The organism is Shimia sp. SK013 (assembly GCF_001292625.1).
GTDB lineage: Bacteria > Pseudomonadota > Alphaproteobacteria > Rhodobacterales > Rhodobacteraceae > Shimia.
The window spans coordinates 720,287-736,894 of sequence record NZ_LAJH01000009.1; the positions used below are offsets into that span (position 1 = coordinate 720,287).

Annotated in this window: 16 protein-coding genes and 2 tRNA genes; 8 read left to right on the plus strand and 10 right to left on the minus strand. The window is 56.6% G+C overall.

Translation table 11 applies throughout. The features are described 5' to 3' along the window. Window positions 1–9 precede the first annotated feature (9 nt). A complete protein-coding gene (locus SHIM_RS06055) occupies window positions 10–783 on the plus strand; it encodes an aldolase/citrate lyase family protein (RefSeq protein WP_054001672.1) in 774 nt (257 codons plus the stop codon). A 94-nt stretch (window positions 784–877) separates the two neighbouring features. Here the strand turns inward: SHIM_RS06055 and SHIM_RS06060 are convergent. The 4 genes from SHIM_RS06060 to lon form a co-directional block, all read right to left on the minus strand. Next, window positions 878–953 (minus strand) — tRNA-Val (locus SHIM_RS06060). A 161-nt stretch (window positions 954–1,114) separates the two neighbouring features. Beyond that, a tRNA-Val gene (locus SHIM_RS06065) sits at window positions 1,115–1,189 on the minus strand. A gap of 19 nt (window positions 1,190–1,208) precedes the next feature. After that, entirely contained in the window at window positions 1,209–1,667 is a 459-nt protein-coding gene (locus SHIM_RS19930) for an HU family DNA-binding protein (RefSeq protein ID WP_082358317.1), read from the minus strand. Between the two features lie 247 nt (window positions 1,668–1,914). Beyond that, window positions 1,915–4,317: an endopeptidase La gene (gene lon / locus SHIM_RS06075; protein WP_054001673.1), complete on the minus strand. Its 2,403-nt coding sequence runs from the start codon at window positions 4,315–4,317 to the stop codon at window positions 1,915–1,917. 326 nt (window positions 4,318–4,643) lie between these two features. Here lon and SHIM_RS06085 point away from each other — a divergent pair, with 326 nt between their 5' ends. Beyond that, window positions 4,644–5,804 (plus strand): sugar-transfer associated ATP-grasp domain-containing protein, encoded by a 1,161-nt coding sequence (locus tag SHIM_RS06085; RefSeq protein ID WP_054001675.1) that lies wholly within the window; start codon window positions 4,644–4,646, stop codon window positions 5,802–5,804. 50 nt (window positions 5,805–5,854) lie between these two features. Here SHIM_RS06085 and SHIM_RS06090 read toward each other — a convergent pair whose 3' ends face one another. After that, window positions 5,855–6,403 (minus strand): hypothetical protein, encoded by a 549-nt coding sequence (locus SHIM_RS06090; RefSeq protein WP_054001676.1) that lies wholly within the window; start codon window positions 6,401–6,403, stop codon window positions 5,855–5,857. A 10-nt stretch (window positions 6,404–6,413) separates the two neighbouring features. Further along, window positions 6,414–7,544, minus strand: a complete 1,131-nt coding sequence (gene tgt / locus SHIM_RS06095; protein ID WP_054001677.1) for a tRNA guanosine(34) transglycosylase Tgt — start codon at window positions 7,542–7,544, stop codon at window positions 6,414–6,416. 177 nt (window positions 7,545–7,721) lie between these two features. Between tgt and SHIM_RS06100 the strand changes: the two genes are divergently transcribed. From SHIM_RS06100 to SHIM_RS06120, 5 genes are all read left to right on the plus strand, one after another. Further along, window positions 7,722–8,609, plus strand: a complete 888-nt coding sequence (locus tag SHIM_RS06100; protein WP_054001678.1) for an SPFH domain-containing protein — start codon at window positions 7,722–7,724, stop codon at window positions 8,607–8,609. Beyond that, entirely contained in the window at window positions 8,609–8,884 is a 276-nt protein-coding gene (locus tag SHIM_RS06105; RefSeq protein WP_054001679.1) for an NfeD family protein, read from the plus strand. The genes SHIM_RS06100 and SHIM_RS06105 overlap by 1 nt, the downstream gene beginning before the upstream one ends. Window positions 8,885–9,085: 201 nt before the next feature. Then, window positions 9,086–9,454 (plus strand): SUF system Fe-S cluster assembly protein, encoded by a 369-nt coding sequence (locus SHIM_RS06110; protein ID WP_054001680.1) that lies wholly within the window; start codon window positions 9,086–9,088, stop codon window positions 9,452–9,454. A 101-nt stretch (window positions 9,455–9,555) separates the two neighbouring features. Further along, window positions 9,556–10,764 (plus strand): glycerophosphodiester phosphodiesterase family protein, encoded by a 1,209-nt coding sequence (locus tag SHIM_RS06115; RefSeq protein ID WP_054001681.1) that lies wholly within the window; start codon window positions 9,556–9,558, stop codon window positions 10,762–10,764. A gap of 119 nt (window positions 10,765–10,883) precedes the next feature. Beyond that, window positions 10,884–11,279: a HesB/IscA family protein gene (locus tag SHIM_RS06120; protein ID WP_054001682.1), complete on the plus strand. Its 396-nt coding sequence runs from the start codon at window positions 10,884–10,886 to the stop codon at window positions 11,277–11,279. 2 nt (window positions 11,280–11,281) lie between these two features. Here SHIM_RS06120 and SHIM_RS06125 read toward each other — a convergent pair whose 3' ends face one another. Next, a complete protein-coding gene (locus SHIM_RS06125) occupies window positions 11,282–12,193 on the minus strand; it encodes an isopenicillin N synthase family dioxygenase (protein WP_054002012.1) in 912 nt (303 codons plus the stop codon). 120 nt (window positions 12,194–12,313) lie between these two features. Between SHIM_RS06125 and tpiA the strand changes: the two genes are divergently transcribed. After that, complete coding sequence (gene tpiA, locus SHIM_RS06130; protein ID WP_054001683.1) at window positions 12,314–13,063, plus strand: triose-phosphate isomerase; 750 nt, start codon at window positions 12,314–12,316, stop codon at window positions 13,061–13,063. A gap of 158 nt (window positions 13,064–13,221) precedes the next feature. On the opposite strand, the gene SHIM_RS06135 is transcribed toward tpiA, so the two are convergent. The 3 genes from SHIM_RS06135 to SHIM_RS06145 all read right to left on the minus strand — a co-directional run bounded on the left by SHIM_RS06135 (window position 13,222) and on the right by SHIM_RS06145 (window position 16,361). Next, window positions 13,222–14,601 (minus strand): TRAP transporter large permease, encoded by a 1,380-nt coding sequence (locus SHIM_RS06135; RefSeq protein ID WP_054001684.1) that lies wholly within the window; start codon window positions 14,599–14,601, stop codon window positions 13,222–13,224. After that, the gene (locus SHIM_RS06140; RefSeq protein WP_054001685.1) at window positions 14,601–15,266 is read right to left on the minus strand and encodes a TRAP transporter small permease; all 666 of its coding nucleotides are present in this window, start codon (window positions 15,264–15,266) and stop codon (window positions 14,601–14,603) included. The genes SHIM_RS06135 and SHIM_RS06140 overlap by 1 nt, the downstream gene beginning before the upstream one ends. A 90-nt stretch (window positions 15,267–15,356) precedes the next feature. Continuing rightward, a complete protein-coding gene (locus SHIM_RS06145; RefSeq protein WP_054001686.1) occupies window positions 15,357–16,361 on the minus strand; it encodes a DctP family TRAP transporter solute-binding subunit in 1,005 nt (334 codons plus the stop codon). Window positions 16,362–16,608 lie beyond the last annotated feature (247 nt).

Consider the following 16,608-nt stretch of genomic DNA (forward strand, 5'->3'; position numbering starts at 1 on the left):
GGACACCCCATGCCTGCACCGCACAATCCGTTCAAACACGCGCTTTCACAGGGTCACCTGCAACTCGGCTGTTGGCTTGGCCTTGCCGATCCATACATCGCCGAAATCAGCGCAGGTGCGGGGTTTGACTGGCTGCTGATCGACGGCGAACACGCACCCAACGATCTGCGCTCTATCACCGCGCAACTTCAAGTGATCGCAGGGCGCGACGCGCACGCCGTTGTCCGCCCGCCCATCGGCGAGGCATGGGTTATTAAACAATTGCTCGATGCCGGTGCCCAATCGCTTCTGATCCCGATGGTCGAAAGCGGTGCGCAAGCACAAGATCTGGTCGACGCGGTGACCTATCCGCCGCACGGCATTCGCGGCGTGGGATCAGCCTTGGCCCGCGCCTCCGATTTCTCCGCAATTGGCGACTACCTGACAACCGCCCGTCAGGAAATTTGCTTGCTCGCCCAAGTCGAAAATCAGAAAAGTATCAACGCGCTGGATGACATACTCGCCGTGGACGGACTTGATGGCGTGTTCATCGGCCCCTCGGATCTGGCGGCCGATATGGGTTTCATCGGGCAGCCGGGGCAAGCCGAGGTCAAGACCGCTGTTTTAGACGCCACAAAGCGCATCGTTGCCGCTGGCAAAGCTGCTGGCATCCTCACCTTGGACAAAGATTTGCAACAAGCCTGTCGCAAGCTCGGCGCAACCTTCATCGCCACAGAGATCGACGTGACGCTGTTCGCTCGCAGTATGCGCACAGCCTCCGCCGCCGCAAAATCGCTCATCTAGTTAGTCGGTGATACAGACGCAGCCCTCCAGAACCGCGAAAACTTCGCAATTCCTTTGCGAAAGGAAAATCTGTCTATTCACTTGAGAGGGAAAATGGTGGGTCGTGAGAGGCTCGAACTCCCGACATCTTCGGTGTAAACGAAGCGCTCTACCAACTGAGCTAACGACCCGGTGGAGCAGCATTTAGCCCGCCCAAAAGCCGAGCGCAAGCCCATATTTGCGAAAAAATCATTCCAGCGCAAATTTGCTTTTCAGGAACCCATGCAGACCACAGATCGCTCCAAAACGACAACGGGCGCTCGACCTTTTCAGGGAGCGCCCGTGCCAAAGATGGTGGGTGATAAGAGATTTGAACTTCTGACATCTTCGATGTGAACGAAGCGCTCTACCACTGAGCTAATCACCCGGTGTCGCGCTGCTTATCCTCAGTCAGAAGTCTCTGCGACAGTGTCCCCGCTAGTTTCCTTGGTCTCCTCTGCCTCAGACGTCTCCTTACGCCGAACGCGCGTTGTGATCACAACCCCGCCATCGATATCCTTGGATTTCTGTACCTTGACGCGACCCAATGGCGGCAATTGCAGTGCCCGTCCCTCTTCCAGCGCCTCTCCAAGAATGGCCAAGGCCGCCTCGATTGCAGGTTTTGCGAATTTTTTCCTGATACCGGACCGTTCCACAACGGCATCAAACAACTCGTTTTTGCGCAATTCTTCGGAACCGTCTTTCTCAAGTGCTGCAACCACAACTCCCTCAGGCACCTTGCTCGCGGTCGACGCAACTGTTGCCGTTACCGCGGCGGTGCTGGCTGTCGCGGCTTTGCTCGTGGCGGCTGTCGTCGCCGCCGTGGATTTACGCGCGGTTGTTGTGGACCGACTGCGTGTTGTCATGGTTTTACGTGTGCTGCTCGAAGGAGTTTTGGCCATTACTGTCTCACTCAAATAATTGTCGCCGCAAACCGACGCGGCATTGCTCATATACTCGCTTCAACCCTATCAGGCGCCCCCTTATAAAACCACCGCTATCCCAATTTGTTGTCGCTGGAGCGCCTACAAACCACAAGATAGGCCATTTTTCGTGCAAAAAACGCGCCCCTTTTCAGGGACGCGCTCTGCTTCAGTTTTGCTTAAAGTGGCGTCAGTGTGCCGTGGCCGAGGCCCCCTGCTCCGCCTTCAGAGCAGCCGCCGCAGCTTCTTCTGCCGCCTCGTCCCACTCAATGGCTTCGGGTTCGTCAACCAAGGCCAGCTTCAGCACTTCGGACACATGTTTAACCGGAATGATATCCAGACCCGCCTTCACGTTGTCCGGAATATCGGTCAGATCCTTTTCGTTTTCTTGCGGGATCAGAACCGTTTTGATGCCACCACGAAGGGCCGCAAGCAGCTTCTCTTTCAAGCCACCAATTGGCATCGCATTGCCGCGCAGGCTGACTTCGCCGGTCATTGCCATGTCTTTGCGCACCGGAATGCCGGTCAGGACCGACACAATCGACGTCACCATCGCCAAACCAGCGGACGGGCCATCTTTGGGCGTGGCGCCATCGGGCACGTGAACGTGGATGTCGATCTTGTCAAACAAGGTCGGTTTCACACCAATCTGCGGGCTGATCGAACGCACATAAGAAGACGCCGCATCAATGGACTCCTTCATCACGTCGCCGAGCTTACCGGTGGTCTTCATCCGCCCTTTACCAGGCAGTTTCAGACCTTCGATGTGCAGCAGATCACCACCAACGCTGGTCCAAGCAAGCCCCGTAACAACACCGACCTGGTTTTCATCCTCAGCCAGCCCATAACGGAACTTTTTCACGCCCAGATAATCATCAAGATTGTCGGCGGTCACCGAAACGGTTTCCTCCTCGCCTTTAACGATCTTCGTCACAGCTTTACGGGTCAGCTTGGCCAATTCACGTTCAAGGTTCCGCACGCCCGCCTCGCGGGTATAGGTGCGCACGATTTCCTGAATCGCCTCATCAGACACTTCGAACTCGCCTTTCTTGAGGCCGTGGTTCTTGATCTGCTTGTCGATCAGATGCTGACGCGCAATCTCGCGCTTTTCATCTTCTGTGTAACCCGCCAACGGGATGATCTCCATCCGGTCCAACAAAGGTCCCGGCATGTTGTAGGAGTTCGCCGTGGTCAGGAACATCACGTTGGACAGATCGTATTCCACCTCAAGGTAGTGATCGACAAACGTGCTGTTCTGCTCCGGATCAAGCACTTCGAGCATCGCGGATGCAGGATCGCCACGGAAATCCTGCCCCATCTTGTCGATTTCATCGAGCAGGATCAGCGGGTTTGTGGTCTTCGCCTTTTTCAGCGCCTGAATGATCTTACCGGGCATGGAGCCGATATAGGTCCGACGGTGACCGCGGATCTCGCTTTCATCACGCACACCACCCAGCGAAATGCGGATGAACTCACGTCCTGTGGCCTTGGCAACCGATTTGCCAAGCGAGGTTTTGCCCACACCAGGAGGGCCCACAAGACACATGATCGGGCCTTTAAGCTTGGTCGATCTCTGCTGCACGGCAAGGTATTCGACAATGCGTTCTTTGACCTTTTCCAGACCGTAGTGATCCGTATCCAGCATGGCTTGCGCCGCATTCAGATCCTTCTTCACCCGGCCCTTTTTGTTCCACGGAATGGACAGCATCCAATCCAGATAGTTGCGCACAACTGTGGCTTCGGCCGACATCGGGCTCATATTCTTGAGCTTTTTCAGCTCGGCATCAGCTTTTTCCTTGGCTTCCTTGGACAGCTTGGTCTTGCCAATCTTGTCCTCAAGCTCGGCAATCTCGCCTTCGCCTTCTTCGCCGTCGCCAAGTTCTTTCTGAATGGCCTTCATCTGCTCATTCAAATAGTACTCGCGCTGCGTCTTCTCCATCTGGGTTTTGACGCGCGTCTTGATCTTTTTCTCGACCTGCAAAACGCTCATCTCGCCCTGCATCAGGCCATAGACCTTCTCAAGCCGCTCACTGACCGACAGTGTCTCAAGCAGATCCTGTTTCTGGTCCACTTCGATGCCCAAATGACCGGCCACAAGATCGGCCAGGCGTGCAGGCTCCTCCGCGTCCTCAACGGCGCTCAGCGCTTCTTCAGGGATATTTTTCTTGACCTTGGCATACCGCTCGAACTCATCGCCAACAGAGCGCAACAGCGCTTCAATGGTGGCGAGGTCACCCGGCATTTCTTCCAGATGCTCGGCGCGGGCTTCAAAGAAATTCTCGTTTTCAATGAAATCAGCGATCGTCACGCGGCTTTGACCCTCAACCAGCACCTTTACGGTGCCATCGGGCAGTTTCAAAAGCTGCAGCACATTTGCCAGCACGCCGGTGCGATAGATGCCGTCGGGGCCCGGATCGTCCTCAGCAGGGTCGACTTGGCTCGACAACAAAATCTGTTTGTCATCGGCCATCACCTCTTCAAGCGCGCGGACCGATTTTTCCCGTCCCACAAACAGCGGCACAATCATATGTGGAAAGACCACAATGTCGCGCAGCGGCAAGACGGGATAAGATGGGTTCAGAGACTCTAACATGAGTATTCCTTGTTCTAGCAAAGCGGCCCGGGTCCCATTCTAGGCAACCACTCGTCCACTTTCCGTTTCCTCGGCTAACTGAAATGGGGGCCATCCCCTATCGATTCAACCGCTCTTTTTTGCTTGGCAGACACAATGCCTTTCCAAGTCCTAAGTCACAAGGCGCTAAAGCCCTAAATGTATGGTTTTCGCGACGTCGCGCAAATTTGACGACGCCCTCGCACCACAGAGCACAAATCTTTTTGATCGCCATTTTTTCACCGCATTTCCCCATCACATTTGTTTCCAAATTGGAACCAAAGCCACTCAAAACGCTGGATTGACACATGACAACCGACGCAAAATCCTCCGCCGCCGACCTTGATTTGCACCACTATTATTCGATGCGGGACAACAGTCACAAAGACCTGCTGGCCTATGCGGCCAAAAAATCCGGTCGCTCTGTGCTGGCCATACAGCGCGAATTTTCGCAAATGGCAAAATCCGATGCGCGACTTAACATGGTCGAATACATCCGGACCGGGCTTTACGATCTTGACCGCTTCACGCCTGAGCAACGCGCAGAATTCCTGTCCAACGACTTGCACTGGCCGATCACGCACACCTGTAACAACAAACGCTGGACCGCTGCCGCCGAAGACAAGGCGCTTGCTGGCACCTTGCTGCAGGCCGGCGGGGTCGCGGTTCCTGAAAGTCTCGCGGTCATCGACACCTCCGCCCGGCTCTACCCCGGTCTGACCAAGATCGACACTGCCGAAGGCCTCAATACCCTCCTGATGGCCAACAGCGACAAACAGCTTTTTGGCAAAGTGACCGACGGCATGGTCAGCTTTGGCGCCTTCCGCGTCGAAAAGGCTGATGACACCCACATCCACTGTTCCGGCCACGCTCCAATGACTTACGCGGATTTCCTAAACGATTTTGTCGCCGACAACGCCTATATCGTACAATCCGTGCTCAGCAACCATGACGGCTTTGCAAAATACTGCTCGGCCCTCGCCACTGTGCGCATGGTCAATTTGGTGCGGGACAACGACGTCTTTTGCCCCGTTGCAATCATCAAGATGCCGCAAGGCGACAACATCGCAGATGCTTTCTGGCGTCCGGGTAACTTGGCCTGCAGCATCGACGTGGACACCGGTGAAATCAAGACCGTCGTCCTGCGCGGCGTGGAAACTGAGTTTCTGGACGATCACCCAGAGGTTGCCGGCCTGATGGGGCTAAAGTTGCCCTGTTGGGACGAACTGCGCGACATCAACGACCGGGCGGCCCGCATCTTTGCCCCAATTCGCTATCAATCCACAGACATTGCCATCACGCCCGACGGGCCGGTGGTGGTTGAATTGAACTACGGAGGTGGTTTCGATCTGCCGCAATACGCCAGCCGCCGTGGCATGCTCACACCCGAGGTGCGCGCCTTCTTTGAGGGTTGTGGCTATGATTTTGCCGCGCGGCCGAAACGCAAAAAACTGTTTGGTCTGATTTGACGGCTCGGGAGAACGCGCGCCCGTGTGTCAGGCGCGCCATCTGCCCTGTCTCAGTCCACGGGTTGCAACAGAACCGTTTCGACCATGAACAACACGGTCTCGTCGCTGCGTAAGGTCAACTCTGAAATTTCAAGGATCCGGTCGTCGAAATACGGCACCAGCGTGATGGTCCCAAATACGCTCACACCCCCTTCAAGTGCCGGCAGTTCCACCTGCATCTGTGGCAACCGTTCCGGTCCACACAACGTGTCACTCAGAACGTCAGCGAGGTCGGCACGTTCGGTTGCTTCCAGCATGTCGTCCACACGATCCACGTCGTAAGGTTTTGGCGTGACCCATTCCAACGCCACCTCTTCGCCCATCTGGCTGTCGACAAACCCCGACTGAAACATGCCATCTGCTGAAATTCGTGTGGCAAACACCCTTGCAGGCCGCACAAAAGACGTGTCTGCGCCTTCAACAGAGGTGCTGCCTTCACGCTCCCAGCTGCCCGCCAGCCGCGCATATACGTCTGCGGGGTCCGTGACATCACAAAACCCGTCGGCAATCGCCCAACTTGGCGCCACAACCAGGGCCGCGCTTGCAATCAAACGCTTCATGGGTCTCTCCTCACACTCGCTCAATATCGCCTTGTGCCCGCTGGGCATGAAACTCCGCTTCCCAAGCCGCAAACGTTCCCGCTGCAATCGCGTCGCGCATCCCCTGCATTAGCTCTTGGAAATAATGCAGGTTGTGCCACGTCAGCAGCATACCCGAGATCATCTCATTGGACCGGAACACGTGATGCAAATAGGCCCGCGAATAGCTCGCGCAGGCCGGACAACCGCAGTGTTCATCCAAGGGTCGTGGATCATCCTGATGCCGGGCATTTTTGATGTTCACCACGCCATAGCGGGTAAACACCTGCCCCGTGCGACCTGACCGGCTGGGCAAAACGCAATCCATCATATCGATGCCGCGCTTGACCGCGCCCACGATGTCATCCGGCTTGCCCACGCCCATCAAATAGCGCGGCCTGTCCACTGGAAGCATGTCGGGCGCATAATCCAGACACGCAAACATGCCCTTCTGCCCTTCACCCACAGCCAGACCACCAACAGCGTATCCGTCAAAGCCGATCTCTTTGAGCGCTTCAGCGGATTCCTCGCGGAAATCCTGCTCAAGCCCACCTTGCATAATGCCAAAGAGCGCATGCCCGGGACGGTCGCCAAACGCCTGCTTAGAGCGCGCGGCCCACCGCATCGACAACCGCATGCTCTCGGCAATACGCGCCCGATCCGCAGGCAAGGCCGGACACTCGTCAAAACACATCACAATGTCGGACCCCAAAAGCTTTTGGATCTCCATCGACCGCTCTGGCGTCAATTCATGTTTGGACCCGTCGATGTGGCTCTTAAACGTCACACCCTTCTCAGTCAGTTTGCGCAGCTCGGCGAGGCTCATCACCTGAAAGCCACCGGAATCCGTCAAAATGGGCCGGTCCCAGTTCATGAACTTGTGCAAGCCCCCAAGCCGGTCAATCCGCTCTGCTGTCGGGCGCAGCATCAAGTGATAGGTGTTGCCCAACAAAATGTCCGCCCCCGTGGCGCGCACGCTTTCAGGCATCATCGCCTTCACGGTCGCTGCCGTGCCCACCGGCATAAACGCTGGCGTGCGGATCTCGCCTCTTGGCGTGGAAATCACGCCCGTGCGTGCTTTTCCATCAGTGGCATTCAGGGCAAAAGAAAATCTCTCGGTCATCAGAGTCACAAGCTGTTATTTCAGGTAAGATGCGCGTAAATCACCCGCAAGATAGGGGGACTTCCGGCTGGTTTTCCCCTCCTTACGCCTTTGACACGATCTTGTAAAACACTGGTCATCCACCACATTCTAAGTCATGAAAACACAAAGACAATTATAAGGGAGCAGAGGGAAACCATGGAAGATCTCGTGATCGGCCTTCTTTCGCAAAACATCGTATTGATCCTGGCGGCGATCTTCTTGATCATCGTCGTCCTAAAAGGCGTGCGCATTGTGCCGCAGTCAGAAAAACACGTGGTCGAACGCTTCGGCCGCCTGCACGCAGTCATGGGGCCAGGCATAAATTTTATTGTGCCGTTTCTGGACGTCGTGCGTCACCAGATCTCCATTCTGGAACGCCAATTGCCCAACGCATCACAGGACGCAATCACCAAAGACAACGTGCTTGTGCAAATCGACACCTCTGTTTTTTACCGCATCATCGAACCGGAAAAGACCGTTTACCGGATCCGTGATGTGGACGGTGCGATTTCCACCACAGTGGCCGGTATCGTGCGCGCCGAGATCGGCAAGATGGACCTGGATGAGGTGCAATCCAATCGTGCCAACCTGATTGGCGCAATCCAGTCCAGCGTCGAGACCGCAGTGGATGACTGGGGCATCGAAGTGACCCGCGCCGAAATTCTCGACGTAAACCTTGACCAAGCCACCCGCGACGCCATGCTGCAACAGCTCAACGCCGAACGCGCGCGCCGTGCGCAGGTGACCGAGGCTGAAGGCACCCGCCGCGCGGTTGAGCTGGCGGCAGATGCTGAACTTTACGCCGCCGAACAAACCGCCAAGGCCCGCCGCATTCAGGCCGACGCCGAAGCCTATGCAACCCAAGTGGTTGCGGTGGCGATCAAGGAAAACGGCCTCGAAGCCGCGCAATACCAAGTCGCGCTGAAACAAGTCGAAGCGCTCAATGCCTTGGGCAATGGCGAAGGCAGTCAAACCATTGTCTTGCCCGCGGCAGCACTCGAAGCATTTGGCGATGCGTTTAAACTGCTTAAGGGAGGGTCGTAATGGCTGATATCGTGACGACATGGTGGGCGTGGCTCGCCGCCGCTCTCATTCTGGCCATTCTCGAAGTGCTGGCTCCGGGCTTCGTTTTTCTGGGCTTCGCCATCGGTGCGGCGGTCATGGGGCTCATGCTTTTGGGGCCTGCCCAACTGTTGTCGATCCCGATGATTATGCTGATCTTTGCGGCCCTGTCGCTGATCGCCTGGCTCATCCTGCGCCGCGCCTTTGCGCTGCCGACCGGTCAGGTCAAAACCTTTGATCATGACATCAACGACTAATACCTAAGGGATGTCCTCCCGCCCCTTGCAGGGTTGGGCCCGGCTCAAGCCTAACGGCTTGAGCCTCACACCCACTCAGAGCGTTGTCCATTCACGCCCGAGGTTTTGCAAGATTGCTGATGGTTTTGTCATCGCGCGCCCTCTAGACCTCGCCTTCCATATTTCCTATATGAAAAACTCAGGAATATTTATGGACACACCATGACACACGCGCCAGACCAAGATCCCGTAGAAGGCACCCCGCTGATCGCGCCCTCAAGCGTCGACCACCCGTTGCATGAGCAGGCCGTTGAAGCGTGTCGCAGCGTGTATGATCCGGAAATCCCGGTGAACATCTACGACCTAGGCCTGATCTACACGATCGCGATCACCTCCGAGAACGACGTCAGTGTAAAAATGAGCCTGACCGCCCCGGGCTGTCCAGTGGCTGGCGAAATGCCCGGCTGGGTGCACGAGGCCATTTCCGGCGTCGGCGGCGTTCGTAATGTCGATGTGGCGCTGGTGTGGGAGCCCCCTTGGGGCATGGAAATGATGAGCGACGAAGCCCGACTTGAACTGGGCTTCATGTAATTCCTTTACCAAACATTTAGAAATCCGTCACCTGACCTCTATGTCAGTGTCACACATCTGCGCGATCTCCCCTGCATAAACCAACCAACGGGAGTGAACGCATGTTGCGCACGACATTTTTTGCCGCACTGGCCTTGACCCCTCTGACCGCGATCGCGGCAGAGGTCGAACTGGGCCCGCGCCCCTATTATTTGATCGATCAGATGGCAGACGGTCCTCTGAAAGAAAAATTGCAGTCATGCGAAAACATGGCGATGCAGCCGCACCCCTTTTCGATCGGACACCGCGGTGCGCCGATGATGTTCCCAGAGCACACTGTCGAATCCAATCGCGCAGCAGCGCGCATGGGCGCTTCGATCCTTGAGTGCGACGTGACCTTCACCAAGGACAAAGAGCTTGTCTGCCGCCACGCGCAGAACGACCTGCACACCACCACCGACATCCTCGCCACCGATCTGGCCGAGAAATGCACCGCTGGCTTCTCTGCTGCAGCAGGCGACGCAAAAGCCACGGCCGAATGCCGCACCTCGGACATCACTCTGGCCGAGTACCGCACATTGAATGGCAAAATGGATGCCGCCAACAGCGCCGCGACCACCGTTGCCGAATATCTGGACGGCACCGCCGGCTGGCGCACCGATCTGTATTCGACCAAAGGCACGATCATGACGCATGCCGAGTCGATCACACTTTTCAAAGATCTTGGCGCCAAGTTCACACCAGAACTCAAGTCGCCTTCTGTCGACATGCCGTTTGATGGCTTCACTCAAGCTGACTACGCGCAAAAGATGATCGACGAATACAAAGCCGCCGGTATCCCTGCGTCCGACGTATGGGCCCAGTCTTTCAATCTCGAAGACGTACTCTACTGGATTGAAAACGAACCAGAATTCGGCAAACAGGCTGTCTTCCTCGATGCGTCTTACAACATCGACGGCTTCAACCCTGACGACGCCTCGACCTTCCCGCACGATTTTGCCGAGCTGAAAGCCAGTGGCGTGAACTACATTGCACCGCCGATGTGGATGCTCGTGACCACCAAGGACGGCGAAATCGTACCCTCCGCCTATACCATCAAAGCCAAAGCAGCCGGTCTCAAGCTGATCACCTGGACGCTTGAGCGCTCCGGCCCGCTGGCCAACGGCGGCGGCTGGTACTTCCAGACGGTCAAAGACGTGACCAACAACGACGCGATGTACTTCGAACTGATGCATGTTCTGGCAAAAGACGTCGGCGTAGAAGGCATCTTCTCTGACTGGCCTGCCACCGTCACCTACTATGCAAACTGCATGATGGCCGACGCGTCCTAAGCCTCTGAGCCTGAAGACACATCGACACAATCTTGTTGGCCCGACGGAAATCCCGTCGGGCCATCTTGTTTCCCCCGCTCCCACGGCCTACTTTGGACTTCAAGCGAAGAGGAAACACCATGTTCGGCATCCCCGGAAAACAAGCGGTCACAATGACCCCCAAGGCTGCAGCCCAAATTGCCAAATTGATGGCCAGCAAAGGCCACTCCGGTCTGCGCATCGGCGTAAAGAAGGGCGGCTGCGCGGGCATGGAATACACCATGGACTACGTGGATGAGACCAACGAACATGACGAAGTGGTCAAACAAGACGACGCCGTGATCATGATCGCGCCCATGGCACAGATGTTCCTGTTCGGCACTGAAATCGACTACGAAGTGTCCCTGCTGGAAAGCGGTTTCAAGTTCAACAACCCGAACGTGGAAGATGCTTGCGGCTGCGGGGAATCGATCAAATTCAAAGACGTTGAAGAGCTAGTCACCGAGCACGAAAACGGCGCGCCCAAGCTCAATTGAGCTTAACCCGCCTGCAAATGCAGATAGGTTTCGTCAAACCGTTTCTTCAAATGGTCTCCGGCCTGCACAATCTCAGCTGACCCGATTGGGGCCACGTTGGTGTCATGGTTCGGGTTAAAAAACATCGGCACAGATATGCGTTCTTGCGACGTGCCGATCACCCGATGCGGCGTCGCCCGCACTCTGCCTGCGGTCCAGATCTCCAGCATTTCGCCAAAGTTGATGATAAACGCACCGGGCGCGGCCTGAACCGGCACCCAATCGCCCTCCCGCGTTTGCGCCTCAAGCCCCGGCACACCGTCCGTGGCCAACAACGTCAAACAGCCATAATCGGTGTGTGCGGCGATGCCAAAATCCTTGTCCGTCGCCCAAGTCGGTCGCTCCGGATAATAATTCCCCCGCAACAGCGCCATCGGCCGGCTAAACGCGGCATCAAAATAATCCTCAGGCTCTCCAATCGCTGCCGCAATGCCTTGCAGCAGGCTCAGACAGACCTCCAAAGCATCGCGATAATAAGCCTGCACGACTGACTTGAACATGTCCGGTGCCTCAGGCCACAGATTGTCCGCATAGACAGACAGCGCATCACCCCGAACAGGGTCCGTTTCCGACAGTTCAAACCCGCAGTCAAACACTTGTTTGTAATCAGGATTCGCATCTGGATCGACCTGCTCTGACCCCGACGCCCCCCACCCGCGGTTGCCACCGGTCTGCGCCATATCCACGGCTGCTTTGGCGGCCTCAGGCAAGCGAAAGAACGCCCGATAGGCCGCAATCACCTCCAGCACACGTTCCTTGGAAATCGCCGTGTTCTCAACCACCAGAAACCCATCTGCCTCAACGGCAGTGCGCAAGGCCGCAAGGGCTTCCGGATCGCGACGTTTGATCGCTGCTGCATCCAATGTGGGAACCATTTTGATCTCTCCAGAATTCGCCGCCTTTCTTGCGATGATCCATCGATCAGTGCAAGCAGGACTTGACGTCGCACAGCCAAGCTCCGACAAAAGGCGCATCATAACTCCATGAGGTGAAATATGCGTCGCAAACTGGCTGCCGGAAACTGGAAAATGAACGGGACATCTGCCGCGTTGGCCGAGCTCAAGGCGCTGAACGCCGCCCCCGCTGACGCCAACACCGACATCCTGATCTGCCCGCCTGCGACGTTGATCACCCGCGCGGCAGAAATGGCCGCCGACAGTTCGGTTCATATCGGAGGTCAAGACTGCCACGCCGCCACGTCTGGCGCCCATACCGGCGACATCGCGGCGGACATGCTGCTCGACGCAGGCGCCAGCCATGTGATCCTCGGCCATTCCGAGCGCCGGCAAGATCACGGCGAAAGCAACGAAGACGTGCGCACCAAGGCGCAAACGGCATGGGACGCCGGCCTTGTCACTGTGATCTGCGTCGGCGAGACCCTGTCCGAGCGCGAGGCTGACAACACACTCGACATTATCGGCGGTCAGCTTGCTGGCTCCATCCCCGACGCGGCCACGGGTGAAAATCTCGTTGTCGCCTACGAACCTGTCTGGGCCATCGGCACCGGCAAAGTGCCAACATTGGCGCAAATCGGCGACGTGCATGATTTTATCCGTATGCGCCTGGAACGCCGCTTTGGCGAAGGCGTCGGCCGCACCGTGCCTGTTCTCTATGGCGGCTCCGTCAAACCGACCAATGCAACCGAGATTTTCTCGGTCTCCAACGTGGACGGCGCACTGGTTGGCGGCGCCAGCCTCAAGGCGACGGATTTCCAGCCCATCATCGACGCTCTCGCCGCAAGCTGATCCCACCCCAGCGTGGGGCGTTCGGCACCGCACCAAGATGCCCACGCTCCTTACCTGAAGCTAACGCTGCCCCCACAAAGCAAAACGACGCCCCAATTGGGACGTCGCCTCGCAGTTTTCTTAAACCAGAGCGCGCGAGCGCGCTCCGCTGGATTACGCTATTTCGTGATTATTTCCGGCCCCATCACCGCATTGGGCAACACGGTGGAAATCCACGGAATATAGGTAACCATGATCAAGAAGACGAAAAGCACCGCCAGGAACGGCAACGCTGCGCGCACCACGCCCATCATCGGCATGCCTGCCACACCTGAGGTCACAAACAAGTTGAGCCCCACAGGCGGTGTGATCATCCCGATTTCCATGTTCACCACCATGATGATGCCCAAATGGATCGGATCAATGCCCAGCTGAATGGCAATCGGGAACACCAAAGGCGCCACAATCACCAGCAACCCTGACGGCTCCATGAACTGCCCGCCAATCAGCAGGATCACATTCACCACGATCAGAAACATGACAGGGCCAAAGCCCGCATCCAGCATCGCGCCCGCAATTTGCTGTGGCACCTGCTGTTCGGTCAATACGTGCTTCAGGATCAGCGCACAGGCGATCACAAAGAGCAGCGTCACCGTCAGCTTGCCCGCTTCAAACAGCGTGTGTTTGGTGTCGCCATGAAAGAACGACGTCACCAGCGCCTGCGGCTTGCGCAGCAAAGACACCTTCTGACCATCGTTGTTCTCCGCCGACAGCGGACCCATGTCCTTGTAGACAAAGCAGGCGATCAGGAAGGCATAGACCGCAGCCACCGCAGCAGCTTCCGTTGGCGTAAACACACCCCCATAGATTCCGCCCAGAATGATCACGATCAGGAACAGGCCCCAGCCCGCCTCCATGCCGCTTTCCACGATCTCGCCAAAGCCCTTCCACTCACCTTTCGGCAGGTTCTTGACCTTCGCCATCACGTAAATCGTCACCATCAACATGAAACCGGCCAACAGGCCCGGAATAACACCCGCAAGGAACATCCGGCCCACAGACACCTCAACGGCGGCCGCATAAACCACCATCACAATCGAGGGTGGGATCAGGATGCCCAATGTACCGGCGTTACAGATCACGCCTGCGGCGAATTCTTTGGTGTAGCCCACCTGCCGCATGCCCGCGATTACGATGGAACCAATCGCCACAACCGTCGCCGGAGATGACCCCGACAGAGCCGCAAACATCATACAGGCAAACACACCCGCAATCGCCAGACCGCCGGGCAAATGCCCCACGCAAGCAATCGAGAACCGGATGATCCGTCGCGCCACACCGCCTGTCGTCATGAACGAACTGGCCAGAATGAAGAACGGGATCGCCAGCAGGGTAAAGTGCCCTTCAAAGGCTTCAAACAGTGTGCCCGCCACTGACGCCAATGTGGCATCCGAGAAGAACAGCAAAAACAGAACCGAGCTCAGACCAAGGCTCACCGCAATCGGCACCCCGATCAGCAAAAGCCCGATCACCATCGCAAAGAGTAGTACCACTTCCATCAGTCATGCTCCCCCTGCAAGGCCCGAACTTCTTCGATTTCATCTTCAACTTCGTGGCTTGCCACCAACCGGTCTGTTTCACCCCGCCAGATGGCGATGGATGCCTGAATGAACCGATAAACCAACAGCGCCATCGACACCGGCAACACGATATACGGCACCACCTTGGGCAGCTTCTCGTATTCGTCGCCATAGTTGATCAGGTCTTCCAGAAAGCGGAACACACCGACCATCGGAATGTCCTGCACTTCATAAAACGACTGGCTGCGGAATTTGTCGGCAAAACCTGTCGGGAACCAGCGGCCCGACGTGGGCGGCAGATCCGCAAAAACCGCCCAGTAGTCATAAGCGCCCTTCAGCATCAGCAGCGAGAAGGCCAAGCAACAAGCCGCCGAGAAAAGACCCACCAGCCGAGCGGTCGATGGCGACAGAATGTTGATGATCGCGTCCACACCCAGATGGCTGTGTTTCTTGACCGCATAAGAGGCGCCCAAAAGCACCAGCCAGGCAAACAGGAAAACCGTCGCCTCCAGCGCCCAGAGAATATTTGAATTGAATCCGAACCGGGCAATGACGTTGGCGAATGTGATCGCTGTCATCAGCCCCAGAAGAAGCGCAATGATGGTTTCTTCGATCCGGTCCACAAAACTATGCTTGGTCTGCATGTCCCGTATCCCGTGTTTTTTGTTGCAAAACGGGCGCGCCTTCTGCGGCGCGCCCGCTCCGAATTTCAGTTAAGTATCAGGCGATTGGCCTTACATCTTCGCGTTGATTGCTTGCGCCGCGTCGATGTTTTCCTGACCCACGTCTTTGGAGAACTTGTCCCAAACCGGCATCATTGTGTCGACCCACTCCTGACGCTGTGTCGCGTCCAGAGAACGGATGGTGCCACCGGCCTCAACGATCGACGCCTTGGCGGCTTCGTTCACAGAAGTGGATTCTTTGTTCCGCATCTCGGTCACTTCGCCAAGAATGGTCAGGAACTGATCACGGGTCGCCGGATCAAGGCTGTCGAGCCAATCCACCGAGGTCACCACGAGATAGTCGATGATGCCGTGGTTGGTTTCTGTGACGCCGTCCTGAACTTCAAAGAATTTTTTGCCATAGATGTTGGACCAGGTGTTTTCCTGACCGTCCACAACGCCCTGCTGCAGCGCGCCGTAAACTTCGGAGAACGCCATTTTCTGGGGCGAGCCACCGATGGCTTCCATCTGCGCGACCAGAACGTCCGATGACTGCACGCGGAACTTCAGACCGTTGGCGTCTGTTGGCGAAACCAGCGGCACGTTTGCCGACATCTGCTTCATGCCATTGTGCCAATAGCCCAGACCCTGCAGGCCGCGACGCTGCATGCTGTCCAGCAGGCCTTGACCCGCGTCAGACGCTTGGAACGCATCCACTGCGTTCACGTCTTTGAACATGAACGGCAAATCGAAAATGCGGAACTGCTTGGTGAATTTTTCAAACTTCGACAGCGACGGCGCGGCCAGCTGAACGTCACCCTGCAGCATCGCTTCCAACACTTTGTTGTCGTTATAAAGCGTCGAGTTCGGGAACACTTCCAGGCACATGGTGCCGTTCATTTCGTCGTTGATACGCTGTTCCAAAAGCGACGCAGCAATGCCCTTAGGGTGCTTGTCGGTGTTGGTCACGTGGCTGAACTTAACGACGATTTCGCCATCGTCACAACCTGCTGCGGCAATGCCCGCACCAGTTACAGTCAGCGCCATCGCAGTGGCGGCGGTGGTCAGGAATTTCATGGATGTCTCCTCCCAGAGTGTCGGTAGTCAAAAACAGTCAGCGCCTCCCAGCGCCGTGTGTGCAAAGAGTGACAACCTCATCTGTTGCGCTCAACATTTTGTTACCTCACTCGAACAATCGAATTAAAAATATATAATTTCAAATGCTTGCCCGATAATGTGAAGGTGACTGATACACTCACGCCACCTCCATGTGCGAATTCCCGCACGGCCATTCGGTGCACTTGTGCGAAACTCCGCACAACCT